The organism is Pedobacter sp. MR2016-24 (assembly GCF_026239655.1).
Lineage (GTDB): Bacteria > Bacteroidota > Bacteroidia > Sphingobacteriales > Sphingobacteriaceae > Pedobacter.
In genome coordinates, this window is the sequence record NZ_JAPIVO010000001.1 from 320815 (window position 1) to 333338 (window position 12524).

The following is a 12524-nucleotide window of genomic DNA, read 5'->3' on the forward strand; positions in this document are numbered from 1 at the left end:
CAATTGATATTATAGAATGGCTGAAGTAGTTAAAATGCCCAAGATGAGCGACACCATGACCGAAGGGGTAATGGCGAAGTGGCATAAAAAAGTTGGCGATAAAGTTAAAAGTGGAGATGTACTTGCTGAAGTAGAAACCGATAAGGCAACTATGGATCTTGAATCCTACTGGGATGGCACCATCCTGTTCATTGGTGTAGAAGAAGGTAAGGCTGTTCCGGTTGATGCCGTAATTGCTGTAATCGGAAAAGAAGGCGAAGATTATAAAGCTGCTCTTGATGCAGAAGGTGCTGCGGCTCCTGCTACAGAAGAGAAAGCTGCCGAAAAACCTGCTGAAGAAAAAGAAGCTCCTAAAGCGGAATCAGGAGCAGCAGCATTAACAGATGCAGACCTTGAAAAAATGGGTGTAACTGTTGTTCGCATGCCTCTTTTAAGTGATACGATGACTGAAGGCGTAATTGCTGAATGGCATAAAAAAGTAGGTGATAAAATTAAAAATGATGATATCCTGGCTGATGTGGAAACCGATAAGGCAACTATGGAAGTAATGGGCTATGCTGATGGTACTTTATTACATATTGGTGTAGAAAAAGGTGCTGCGGCAAAGGTAAACGGTATTATTGCGATTGTTGGTCCGGAAGGAACAGATATCAGTGGCATCCTGAATCAGGGTGATGCTCCTGCTAAACCTGCTGCTGATCAAAAATCTGATGCTCCTGTTAAGGAAGCGGCTTCATCTGAGTCTGCTGCTGAAGAGGTTACTGAACCGGCATCTGCTGATGGCTCACGCCTTAAAGCATCTCCTTTAGCGAAGCGAATTGCGAAAGAAAAAGGTATTGATCTTGCTCAGGTATCAGGTAGTGCTGATGGTGGCCGTATCATTAAAAAAGATATTGAAAACTTTAAACCAGCTGCTGCTCCTGCAAAATCTGCTGATGCTGCTCCTGCAGAAAAATCAGCTCCTGCATTGGCTGCTTATATTGGTGAAGAGAAATTTACGGAGAAACCAGTTTCTCAAATGCGTAAAGTAATTGCGAAACGTTTAAGTGAAAGCTTATTTACTGCTCCGCACTTCTATCTGACAATGAGCATCGATATGGATGCTGCTATTGCTGCACGTGCTAAAATGAACGACTTCTCTCCGGTTAAGTTGTCATTCAATGACATGGTGGTTAAAGCTGTGGCTGTTGCGTTAAAACAACATCCTAATGTGAACTCTTCTTGGAGAGGTGATGTGATCCGTTACAATGAGCATGTTAATATTGGTGTTGCTATTGCAGTTGAAGACGGATTATTAGTTCCTGTGGTACGTTTTGCTGATGGCAAATCATTATCACGTATTTCTGCAGAGGTTAAGGATTTCGCACAACGTGCAAAAGCAAAAAAACTGCAACCATCTGATTGGGAAGGTTCAACCTTCACTGTATCTAACCTGGGTATGTTTGGTATTGATGAGTTTACTGCCATCATTAATACTCCTGATTCTTGTATTCTTGCTATCGGCGGAATCTCTCAGGTACCAGTAGTTAAAAATGGTGCTGTTGTTCCTGGTAATGTAATGAAAGTTACATTGAGCTGTGATCACCGTACGGTTGATGGCGCTACAGGTGCTGCATTCTTACAAACATTCAAAGCGTTATTAGAAGAGCCGGTTAGATTACTGATTTAATAATTTCCTGAATATATTCAAAAAGCTGCTCCGGCAGCTTTTTTTATGCCTTTTAGTTTTTGTACTTTTGCACCCATGTCAAATATCAAACCGTCTTTAGCAAAAGGAACACGTGATTTTTCCCCTCAGGAAATGGTGAAACGTAATTATATTTTTGATACCATCAAAAAGGTATTTAAGAAATATGGTTATGCAGAAATACAAACACCTGCAATGGAAAATCTGTCGACCTTAACAGGGAAATATGGTGATGAAGGTGACAAGCTAATTTTTAAAATCCTTAATTCGGGCGATTACTTATCAAAAGCAAATACAGATCATCTTAACGCTTTAAATTCAAATGCGCTGATCTCGTCGATTAGTGAAAAGGCATTGCGCTATGACCTTACTGTGCCCTTCGCACGTTATGTAGTCATGCACCAGAATGATATCGCATTACCTTTTAAACGATTCCAGGTGCAACCGGTGTGGCGTGCAGACCGACCGCAGAAAGGACGTTACCGTGAATTTTATCAGTGCGATGTTGATGTTGTTGGATCGGAGAGTCTGTTGAATGAGGCGGAATTTGTGCTGATTTATCAGGAAGCACTCACCAATCTGGGGATGACAGATTTTACGATTAAGATCAATAACCGCAAAATACTCTCCGGAATTGCAGAGATTATCGGGAAACCGGAACTGATCGTAGATATGACTGTCGCGATTGATAAACTGGATAAAATAGGTCTCGATGGGGTGACTAAAGAATTATTAGAAAGAGGATTTACTGAAGGCGAGATTGATCAGCTTAAACCTGTGATTCTGCTGGAAGGATCTAATCCGGAGAAATTGGAGAGTTTAAAAACAGTATTGGCAGGATCTGCTATCGGACTAAAAGGAATAGAAGAACTGGAAACTGTATTTGGCTATGTAAAAGCCTTGTTAGCGAACAGCAGTCTGAAAGCGCCTGACCTGGAACTGGATATTACGCTGGCACGAGGTTTAAACTATTATACAGGATGTATTTTTGAAGTGAAAACCAACGAAGCTAAAATGGGCAGTATCTGTGGAGGCGGCCGTTATGACGATCTTACAGGAATGTTCGGATTAAAAGGGCTGACAGGTGTGGGAATTTCCTTTGGAGCTGACCGTATTTATGATGTGCTGGAAGAATTAAATCTTTTCCCTGAATCAGCAGCTGCAGGTACAAAAGTGCTGATCAGTAATTTTGATGCTGCTGCAGAGTTATACGCATTGCCTTTATTACAACAGATGCGTGAGGCAGATATCGCTGCTGAACTATACCCTTCATCTGCCAAGCTTAAAAAGCAAATGAGTTATGCTGATGCGAAAGCTATTCCCTATGTAATCCTGATTGGCAGTGATGAGATGGAAAGCGGGCAGCTGACCATAAAAAATATGCAATCCGGAGATCAGCAAAAGCTATCCGCTCCGGATGTAATTGCTTTACTAAAGGCAGAATAAAATTGAACCTGATTATTAGCCTTAATTGGCTAATACTTCATCAAGAAACATCAGCATATGTTTCCATGATCTTTTTGCTGCAAGCTCGTTATAGGCTGCGCCTTTTGAGTTATCATTGCCGGCTTCCGGCTCGGTAAAAGAGTGTACGGCATTCGCATAGTAAACCATTTGCCAATCTGCTTTTGCATTCCTCATTTCCTGTTGAAAGGCCATGATCTCAGCTGCAGGTTCAAAGGGATCGTCAGCACCATGCAATACCAGCACCTTCGGCTGGATAGGATTGATTACACGAGCAGAGTCACGCCCAAGTCCCCCGTGAAAGGAAACTACCGCCTTAACAGGAAAATTCATTCTCGCGGCTTCAATTGCGCCCGTACCGCCAAAACAATATCCAATAACAATAATCTTTGAGGTCTCTGCACCGGATTTTATCAGTTCCTGCATGGCAAGCTCAATTCTTTTATGATAAGCTGTGATATTCTTTTTATAATAACCTGCCCGTTCACCTGCAGTCTTAGTATCCGCAGGATAATTTCCTTCCCCATAGATATCAGCTATAAAAGCGTGATACCCCAGTTTAGCTAAATCGTCTGCTACGTTTTTGGAGTGTTTGTCTATTCCTTTCCATGCCGGCAGAATAAGGATACCAGCCTTGTTCGTATTTCCTTTTGCAGGTGCAGCAGCAAAACCATTTAATTTTTGCGCGCCATCTTTGTAGGCTACAGGTTTAAGCTGTGCATAGGTGGCAGATACCAAAACTGTAAGGGCGATCGTCAGTAATTTTTTCATCTTATTTTTTTAATATAACAGCTATAAATTAACAATGTTTGGCTTAGCTTGCTGCCATGTACTTTTGCAGTTTACCGGTGGCGGTTTTTCTTACTTTATTTTTCAAAAAAGATGTCCATCCCAGCAACAGACCTGAAAGGCCTAATGCCTGCCTTGACCAGGTATAAAAATTAAAATGATCCTGGTGCCGGATAATTTTGCCATTTTCAATAATGAATGAGGCTTTGACCTTGTTTATAACCTTGTTACCTGTTCCGGAAAATGTGTAGCTGGCAATCCATTCTGCAGTTCCTGTTTTTTCATCAGCTTTGATCTGGCCAAAGGTAATGACCATATCACGACTGCTGCCAACCAGCATCTCCCACATACTCCTTACCTGCAGCGCATTCAGATCGCCGAAAGCAGGATCATTGAATGTAGCATTGTCTGCATAACTGTTTTGCATTGCCTCAACATCTTTTTGCTGAAAGCTGGTATAAAAGTGATGGAGTAATTGTTCGTTGTTATTCATTCTTGCCGGGCTTGAAACTAAGATAGTCTATAAAACAAACAAAACAAATCATTGTTAATCAATAAAAAGGATAAATTATGCGGTCAATCTGGAAAGGTGCAATTGGGTTTGGATTAGTAAATATTCCTGTAAAACTGTTTTCGGCTGTGCAAAACAGTCATCTTGATCTGGATATGCTGGACAGTAAAGATCATTCCAGGATAAAGTTTCAGCGTATAAACGAGAGTACAAAAAAAGAGGTGCCCTTTGATAAGATTGTCAAAGGATATCTGCTTAACGAGCAGTATGTAATTGTGGAGGACCAGGACTTCGAAGATGCCAGTCCGGAAAAAACGAAGCTGATTGAGCTGGAAAACTTTGTAGATATCGATGAGATTAATCCGATATATTACGAGACCTCTTACTATGCTGAGCCTGAAAAACAGGGAAAAAAGGCTTATGCACTACTTTTAAAAGCATTGGTCAAATCCAAAAAAGCAGGAGTAGCCAGGTTCGTTTTGCGCAGCACAGAGAACTTATGTGTAATCCATCCGTTGGGCGACTTTCTGGTGGTCACTAAAATTCGTTTTCAGGAAGAAATCCGCTCTTATGAAGATCTCGAGCCTGTAGATTCCGCTGCTGTAAGTAAAAAGGAACTGGATGTGGGATTGGCATTGATTAAACAGTATACAGCTGATTTTGACATCAGCAGCTTTAAAGATGAGTATAGCAAAGAGTTGTTGAAAATTATCAAAGCTAAGGCTAAAGGTAAGAGAGCTACCGTGAAAAAATTAAAGCCCAGAGAAGAAAGTGGGGATGATTTATATAGTCAGCTGATGCAGAGTCTGGGGAACAAAAAAGGTGCTTAATAAATTTTTCCTGAAAGAATGCCCTCAATACGGTCAAGCAGGTCATCGATATCAAATGGTTTAGCTAAAAAACCATTTGGTTTAAATTCCCCGTGTTCTACGTTTTCTGCGGTATACCTTGCAGAAATCATTAACACCGGTATATGCTCTGTCTGCGCATCAGACCTGAGCAACTTTAATAAATCTCTGCCATCGGCATCTGGCAGCATAATATCGAGAATAATTAAATCTGGTTTAACCTGTTCAATATGGAGCAGCATATCGGCACTTTTATTCAAACCAGTTACTTTATAAGACTCACTTTGCAATATCAATGTGATCACGTCCAGGATGGCGTGGTTGTCTTCAATAACTAGTACGTTTTTGCAGGCGGTAAAGCTGTTGTCCAAAGGGATAGGTTTAGACTGCAAATATATTTAACTCTGTTGATTATGTTCACTTGTTTTGAAATTTTTATAAACAAAAAGGTTGTACATGGTTTTTAGGGGCTGTTGGCCTGTTTTACAACTAATATGATTAAAATATTTAAACCTTTTCAATTGTCATCTGTCTTATATGTGAGTTTTAGGTTAGGAAAAGGTACGGTTGTGGCGACTGTACCTTTCTTATTTTACCTGGTAAGTAGTAATCTTTTTTGCCATGCCTTTAAACAGAATCAGGTGGAAAGGATACATGGTATACCAATAAATTCTGCCCCATAATCCGGAAGGCCGGAAAGTAGCTATCTGAGAAAGGAATGATTTCCCATGATGGTTAATGATCTTAAGTTCCAGCCAGGCTTCACCCGGAACTTTCATTTCTGCATATAGTAGTAATCGTGTGTTTTTTTTATCGGCCAGCAATACACGCCAGAAATCGAGTACATCGCCCGCCTGTAAGGAAACATTGCTGGTACGTCCGCGTCTTGTGCCTACGCCGCCAAATAATTTATCCAGAAAACCCCTTAGGTTCCAGAGCCAGTCCATATAATACCATCCCCTGGTTCCCCCTATGCCCCATATGTTCTCAAAAACTTCTGCTGCTTCCCGCTCAAATGGCATCTTCACTTTATATTCCAGGGTACCTTTCTGCGGCACTTTAACCTGATCCATAAAAGTACTGTCAAGATATCCCCTGTTTAAAGCATCTTTCCAACTGGAAACGATAGAATTTTGCTCAATTTTTTCGAAAGCCAGTTTCAGGGCTTTTTTATAGCTGACGCATATCCTGGGAACTACTTCTTTAATCAGCTCATCTTTACAAACCACCTCGTTCTTCATACTGTCTACCAGGCTGCGGGCCAAAGAATAGGGTACGCTGGTCACCAGGTTGAGCCATAATGATGACAATTTAGGCGTGAGCACCGGTACGGTAATGATCCATCGTTTCAAATTTCTTGACGCTGCATACTGTAGCATCATCTGTTTGTAGGTAAGTACATCCGGACCACCAATATCAAAGGTCTGATTAAATGCTTGCTCGTTCATCAGGATTCCGTTCAGGTATCCCAGAACGTCACGAATCGCAATTGGCTGGCACAGGGTATTGACCCATTTGGGGGCTACCATTACGGGTAATTTTTCAGTAAGATCCCGTATGATCTCAAAAGAGGCACTTCCAGAACCAATAATAATTGCAGCACGCAGTATGGTATAGGCAATGCCGGATTTTTTTAATTCTTTCTCTACTGCCAGCCTTGAGGTGAGATGTTTAGAAAGATCCTCATCATTTACAATTCCAGTCAGGTAAATTAACTGCCGGCATTTGGTTTTTTGTATCGCTTTTACAAAATGCATGGCAGACTCAAACTCCTGTTCGGAGAATTTGTCACCGCTGGAAGACATAGAATGCACCAGATAATAAGCTGCATCAATGTCTTCGGGAATGCTGTTCAGGCTTTCAGGTTGCAGTAAATCTCCTGTAATTATTTTTACCTTGTTGCCAAAATCAGACTCCTCAGCAAACCGGCGTTTATCACGCACCATACAAACAACATCATGTCCCTCTTCTAATAAGACAGGTAATAATCTTGTTCCAATATAGCCATTGGCGCCAGTCAGCAGGATTCTCATGCCACATGTGGTTTAAACGTATCTGTTTTAACTGTTGCTTTTAGTTCCTGAAGTATGGTATACAGACCAAAGTTGGTACGATTCACATAAATGAAATGTTTAACGCCCCTGGCTTGTTTAAATTCAGGCATTTTAGCGATTTTTTCTCCATAAGCATAAAGCTGAGTAAAGAAGTCTGGCTGACTAAAATCAAAGGTGCTGCTCAGATAGGGTTTTGCAAAAAGCTGAATCATTTCCAGATAAGCTTTATAATAAAATTCTATCTGCGCTTCATTATCTGTAGCATGAATCATTTCCAGTTGCCTGAATGCGGCTATCGTTTTTGCTTTATCATTTACTACATCAGATGAGATCAGAGAGAAGAAGGGGATATAAAAATCATCAGGCATTTCTTTAATACAGCCAAAGTCTATTACCCCTAATTTTTCATCAGGTGTAATCATAAAATTCCCGGGATGCGGGTCGGCATGTACCGCACGCAATTCGTGTTGCTGGAAGTTATAGAAATCCCACAATGCCTGCCCTATCTTATTTTTAAGATCCTGCGAAGGATTGGTCTTAAGAAATTCTTTGAGATGAAGCCCATTTATCCAGTCCATCGTGATGATACGTTTTCCGGAAAGTTCAGGGTAATAAGTCGGGAAGACTACATTGTCCAGATCCTTACAAGCATTGGTAATTTCAATAGACCTGCGAACTTCCAGTTCATAATCTGTTTCCTCCAGTAAGCGCTCCTCTACTTCTTTAATGTATATGTTCAATTCCTTTTCACTCATTCCCAGTAAACGGAAGGCGAAAGGTTTTACCAGTTTAAGATCAGAAGAGATACTATCTCCAACACCAGGATACTGGATTTTTACCGCTAATTTCTTACCATTTAATTCAGCCTCATGAACCTGCCCGATAGATGCGGCATGTGTAGAATTGATATTGAAACGGTCATAAATAGTCTCCGGCGTTTTACCAAAGTTCTTTGTAAAAGTTCTTACGATCAGCGGACCTGATAATGGAGGTGCATTGTATTGAGACTGAGTGAATTTATCCACGTATGATTTGGGCAGAATATTTTTATCCATGCTCAACATCTGCGCGATTTTAAGCGCACTGCCTTTTAGCTCGCTTAAAGATTTGTAAATATCAGTAGCATTATCCTCATTCAACTCATCACGACCCAGCTGAGGATTAAAAAGTTTTTTTGAATAATGTTTAATGTAATTGCCGCCAATCTGGAATCCTGTTTTCACAAATTTGGCTGAGCGCTCAACTTTTGTTACAGGAATACTGTTCTGTTCATCCATGTTTTATGCTTTCCTCATTTTTTCTGTAAAATCCCATTTCGGGACAGGAACTTACCGTATTCGAATAGGTTGTCCAGCGGTGAACGCTGAAATAAGTCGAACGTCACATTAATACCTTTTTCAATCGCCTCGTCCGTCTTTTCAAATCCGGCACTATCATCATTCACCCAAAAATTAACAATAAAAGCAAATTGTATCCATAGTGCATCTTTATATCGTTTTGTTAAAAATTTGCGGTCGGCCAGTTCACCACTTTCCACGCCTTCATTGATCAGTCCTTCTGCAAAGTTTTCAAAGATTGGTTTAACTCCTGTAAGTGCTTCAGGAGCTGCAAAACGTGTAGTATGTTTTTTTAGGCTGTAGATAACAAAGCTGCGTTGTTTTTTCAGCAATTCTACATAACTGTAGAAGAATGAAAGCATGCGGTCTCTGGAAGAATATTCACTCCAGATTTGCTGCTGTTGTATTGTGTCAATAGTTTCTGCGGTAAGTTCTACCCAGATTGTTTTTTCTATACTATCAAATGAAGCATAGTACTCATAAAATTCAGCCTCGGAAATTTTCAGCTTTTTTACGAAGCTATATACAGATTTAGGCTGTTCATCATGTGTAAGTACATAATCAATATATCCATTTTTTATTTGCTGTGCATTTGCCATGAGTATAGATTTTAATCATTGAATTACAACAGTTACCATGCCATATTTTTATATAAATCTTCTAATCAGGCTATTTACGTCATATAATGGCAATGTTACCTGGCAGTTGTTCCAATTGCACTTATTTCATTACTTTTGCATTGCAATTGAGAGACAAGCGCCAACATATCAACCGGATCATTGGATTCTTTTTGCTTTGCGTATTTAGCATCGCATTAACGCCATGGAGTTCTCTTCATCACCATGAAGAGGAGGAGGAAAACTGTGTGGAGTATGGAAAGGTTTGTATGCATAAGGTGCATGTAAGCAGACAAGCGCATAATTGTTTAATCTGTTCAGCACATTTCGAAAAGGACTACCATACCAGTCCGGTTTTATATAAAGTTATCCTCGAGAGTAAAGCTGCAGATGAAAGCAACGGTGCTAAAACCAGCGCTGCTTATACTATTCTGATTGGTTCTTCCCTTCGCGGCCCCCCTCTAGCTTAAACTGCTACCAGCAGATCGTTTATCCGCGGTGGCATATAAACAGCATTTTTACTAATGATCATCATTTTTTCAGCGTGTATATTTCATTCCGTTAACAGATCTCTGTTACGTTTTCGGATTTACAGTTGAAATAACAATTACACCTGCTTGATTTTAATTAGTAGTCAGAACATGAGTAAAACTCATGACTATTCACCGAATTACAAATAAGTTATTCCAATGATATCCTCATCATCATGGCTGCTTTTAAACAGGCTATGATGAATAGCTTCATTATTTTTTAGAACAATATATTTTTATGAAAAAGATACATCTGTTATTAGTTGTACTATTATCAGTGTCTGCCTTCAGCAGCACTTACGCAGCCGATGTGATTGAATTAAAAGGTAAAATTATAGATGCCGGTACAAAATCCGGCTTACCGGGTGCTACTATATCCATTCCTGATTTAAACAAATCAGCATTATCCAATGAAAACGGAGATTTTGTATTTAGAAATGCACCCGCACGCGGACGTTTTCTTGTTCAGGTAAGGTATATAGGTTATAAGACGATTACTCAAATTGTTGATTTTGCAAATCCCGGAGCATTTGAATTCGCGTTAGAAGAAAGCGTGATTGAAGGTAGAGAAGTTGTTATTACAGGTTCTCCCGGGAGTTCGGATAACCGTAAAAACAGTACGTCTATATCGACCGTTAGTAAGGGAGATCTATTACGTCACCCCTCTACCAATTTAATTGATGCGCTTTCACGTGTGCCGGGTGTATCACAGGTGACCACGGGACCGGCAATTTCGAAACCAGTTATCCGGGGTCTAAGTTATAACCGTGTAGTTACATTGAACAATGGAGTAAAACAGCAAGGACAACAATTTGGTGATGAGCATGGTATTGAGATTGATCAGTATAGCGCAGACCATGTGGAAATTTTAAGAGGTCCTGCGAGTTTAATGTATGGATCTGATGCATTGGGTGGAGTAATCAATATCCTTGACGGGCCATCTGCTCCGGAAGGAACTTTAAGGGGTGAATTTTTAACCAATTATGCGACAAATAACGGGCTGACCGGTAGTTCCCTGATGTTACAAGGTAACGAAAATGGTCTGGTTTATAAGGCCAGGGGTTCCTACAAAAATGCATATTCGTACAAAACACCTGTAGGTTATGTACCCAATTCCGGATTTAATGAAAGCAATTTCGAAGGGCAAATTGGCCTGAATAAAAAATGGGGCTATGCCCATTTAGATGCATCCAGCTTCCGTACAAATATTGGCTTCTATGAGCCTGCAAGAAATGATGCCGGCGAGTTGATTCTTGAAGATGGGGATACATTTACAGACGCACAAAATAAAGACCGCAGCTTAGCTTATCCCAAGCAGGATATCCGCCATTATAAAATCGCCTTAAACAGTAATATCCTATTAGGTGAGGGAAGCTTAAAAGCGACCTTAGGTTATCAGCATAACCTGCGCAGAGAACTGGAAGAAGAAGGGGCTGGCAATGCTTTATTCCTCAACAGCTATACTTATAGCTATGATTTGAAATATTCTTTTAAGGAGGTAAATGGCTGGGCACCTGTAATCGGTGTTGCGGGCGAATATATCCATAGCTTAAATACTACCGGTGAAGAACAGCTGATTCCTGATTTCGATACACAGGCTTTTGGTGGCTTTGCTTATGTGAAAAAGACATGGGGTAGCAATACCTTTAACGCTGGTGCCCGTTTTGATTATAGAAAAATGACGGGTAAAGCTTTTGGTGGAGATTCTGAGTTTGATGCTTTCACGAATAAATTTTCGCATGTTACCGGTGCTTTGGGTTATACCCATGAATTTAACGATGCACTAAGTTTTAAAGCAAATGCAGGAAGTGCATTCCGTGCTCCAAATGTGGCTGAGTTAGCTTCAAATGGTGTGCATGAGGGTGTATTTCGTTATGAAATAGGTAATGCCGCGCTTAAACCTGAGCAAAGTTACCAGTTTGATGCTTCTTTTGATTACCAGAATCAGTATGTCAGTGCAAGTTTAGGTGGCTTTGCCAATTACATCAACAATTATATTTATTACAGCAATAGCGGCCAGTTAAGAGAATCAGGCGGGGATGAATATCCGGTCTATAATTTTGTGCAGGATAACGCTTTTCTACGTGGTATAGAAGCTTCCTTAACTTTACACCCGGTTAGCTTTATACACTTTGAAAACGGCTTTTCTTACACAAGGGCAACCAACCGTACAACAAAAGAGTCCCTGCCGTTTATTCCGGCTGCTGCTTTACGTAACGAATTACGCTTTGAGCCAAAAATTGCCGGGGCGACTAATTCTTATCTATCTGTTGGTATTGACAATTTCTTTAAGCAACCTAAGATTGATAGTTTTGAACAGGCATCTTCAGGTTATACCTTGTTAAATGCGGCAGTTGGTACAACATTAAAATTGAGCAAATCTCAGGATATCACCTTGTATGTGTCTGGCAAAAATCTGCTGAACAAAGCTTATTATGATCATTTGAGTCGTTTTGCTCCGGGACGTTTAAGTACTGAAGATCCGGGTTTTGGTATTTACAACCAGGGGCGTAATGTAACTTTTGGCGTGAACCTGCCCTTTACATTGAAAAAATAGAATTAATAATACACTAACAAAGCTCTGTTTTGAAGTGCCCTGATAAGTGTCTAACTTTTTTGACACGTCAAAACAGGGCTTTGTTGTAAAATATACGTTAATCAGAACTTTTGGAGCCCTCCAGATGTTT

11 protein-coding genes are annotated in these 12524 nt (G+C 40.3%); 5 read left to right on the plus strand and 6 right to left on the minus strand.

Annotation, left to right across the window (positions count from 1 at the left end; all coding sequences use genetic code 11):
* The first annotated feature begins 16 nt into the window (after nt 1–16).
* Entirely contained in the window at nt 17–1669 is a 1653-nt protein-coding gene (locus OQX62_RS01470; protein ID WP_265829552.1) for a pyruvate dehydrogenase complex dihydrolipoamide acetyltransferase, read from the plus strand.
* Between the two features lie 75 nt (nt 1670–1744).
* A complete protein-coding gene (hisS, locus tag OQX62_RS01475) occupies nt 1745–3133 on the plus strand; it encodes a histidine--tRNA ligase (RefSeq protein WP_265829554.1) in 1389 nt (462 codons plus the stop codon).
* A gap of 21 nt (nt 3134–3154) precedes the next feature.
* On the opposite strand, the gene OQX62_RS01480 is transcribed toward hisS, so the two are convergent.
* Nucleotides 3155–3922, minus strand: a complete 768-nt coding sequence (locus OQX62_RS01480; RefSeq protein WP_265829556.1) for a dienelactone hydrolase family protein — start codon at nt 3920–3922, stop codon at nt 3155–3157.
* A gap of 43 nt (nt 3923–3965) precedes the next feature.
* A complete protein-coding gene (locus OQX62_RS01485; RefSeq protein ID WP_265829558.1) occupies nt 3966–4433 on the minus strand; it encodes a nuclear transport factor 2 family protein in 468 nt (155 codons plus the stop codon).
* A gap of 77 nt (nt 4434–4510) precedes the next feature.
* Here OQX62_RS01485 and OQX62_RS01490 point away from each other — a divergent pair, with 77 nt between their 5' ends.
* The gene (locus OQX62_RS01490; protein WP_265829560.1) at nt 4511–5281 is read left to right on the plus strand and encodes a Ku protein; all 771 of its coding nucleotides are present in this window, start codon (nt 4511–4513) and stop codon (nt 5279–5281) included.
* Here OQX62_RS01490 and OQX62_RS01495 read toward each other — a convergent pair.
* The 4 genes from OQX62_RS01495 to OQX62_RS01510 all read right to left on the minus strand — a co-directional run bounded on the left by OQX62_RS01495 (nt 5278) and on the right by OQX62_RS01510 (nt 9289).
* Complete coding sequence (locus OQX62_RS01495) at nt 5278–5670, minus strand: response regulator transcription factor (RefSeq protein WP_265829562.1); 393 nt, start codon at nt 5668–5670, stop codon at nt 5278–5280. The genes OQX62_RS01490 and OQX62_RS01495 overlap by 4 nt on opposite strands.
* 216 nt (nt 5671–5886) lie before the next feature.
* Nucleotides 5887–7332 carry an SDR family oxidoreductase gene (locus OQX62_RS01500; protein ID WP_265829564.1) on the minus strand — a complete coding sequence of 482 codons (1446 nt, stop codon included), beginning with the start codon at nt 7330–7332 and terminating at the stop codon, nt 5887–5889.
* Nucleotides 7329–8630 carry an ABC1 kinase family protein gene (locus tag OQX62_RS01505; protein ID WP_265829566.1) on the minus strand — a complete coding sequence of 434 codons (1302 nt, stop codon included), beginning with the start codon at nt 8628–8630 and terminating at the stop codon, nt 7329–7331. The genes OQX62_RS01500 and OQX62_RS01505 overlap by 4 nt, the downstream gene beginning before the upstream one ends.
* A gap of 14 nt (nt 8631–8644) precedes the next feature.
* Entirely contained in the window at nt 8645–9289 is a 645-nt protein-coding gene (locus OQX62_RS01510; RefSeq protein WP_265829568.1) for a TetR family transcriptional regulator C-terminal domain-containing protein, read from the minus strand.
* A gap of 86 nt (nt 9290–9375) precedes the next feature.
* Here OQX62_RS01510 and OQX62_RS01515 point away from each other — a divergent pair, with 86 nt between their 5' ends.
* Both OQX62_RS01515 and OQX62_RS01520 read left to right on the plus strand, forming a co-directional pair.
* Entirely contained in the window at nt 9376–9777 is a 402-nt protein-coding gene (locus tag OQX62_RS01515; RefSeq protein ID WP_265829570.1) for a hypothetical protein, read from the plus strand.
* Between the two features lie 298 nt (nt 9778–10075).
* Entirely contained in the window at nt 10076–12394 is a 2319-nt protein-coding gene (locus OQX62_RS01520) for a TonB-dependent receptor (protein WP_265829572.1), read from the plus strand.
* The last annotated feature ends 130 nt before the right edge of the window (nt 12395–12524 follow it).

Bases quoted from the DNA above. Each gene is read 5' to 3' on its own strand.
- OQX62_RS01470 (WP_265829552.1), top strand. From the start codon at position 17: ATGGCTGAAGTAGTTAAAATGCCCAAGATGAGCGACACCATGACCGAA.
- hisS (WP_265829554.1), top strand. From the start codon at position 1,745: ATGTCAAATATCAAACCGTCTTTAGCAAAAGGAACACGTGATTTTTCC.
- OQX62_RS01480 (WP_265829556.1), bottom strand. From the start codon at position 3,922: ATGAAAAAATTACTGACGATCGCCCTTACAGTTTTGGTATCTGCCACC.
- OQX62_RS01485 (WP_265829558.1), bottom strand. From the start codon at position 4,433: ATGAATAACAACGAACAATTACTCCATCACTTTTATACCAGCTTTCAG.
- OQX62_RS01490 (WP_265829560.1), top strand. From the start codon at position 4,511: ATGCGGTCAATCTGGAAAGGTGCAATTGGGTTTGGATTAGTAAATATT.
- OQX62_RS01500 (WP_265829564.1), bottom strand. From the start codon at position 7,332: ATGAGAATCCTGCTGACTGGCGCCAATGGCTATATTGGAACAAGATTA.
- OQX62_RS01505 (WP_265829566.1), bottom strand. From the start codon at position 8,630: ATGGATGAACAGAACAGTATTCCTGTAACAAAAGTTGAGCGCTCAGCC.
- OQX62_RS01510 (WP_265829568.1), bottom strand. From the start codon at position 9,289: ATGGCAAATGCACAGCAAATAAAAAATGGATATATTGATTATGTACTT.
- OQX62_RS01515 (WP_265829570.1), top strand. From the start codon at position 9,376: ATGGCAATGTTACCTGGCAGTTGTTCCAATTGCACTTATTTCATTACT.
- OQX62_RS01520 (WP_265829572.1), top strand. From the start codon at position 10,076: ATGAAAAAGATACATCTGTTATTAGTTGTACTATTATCAGTGTCTGCC.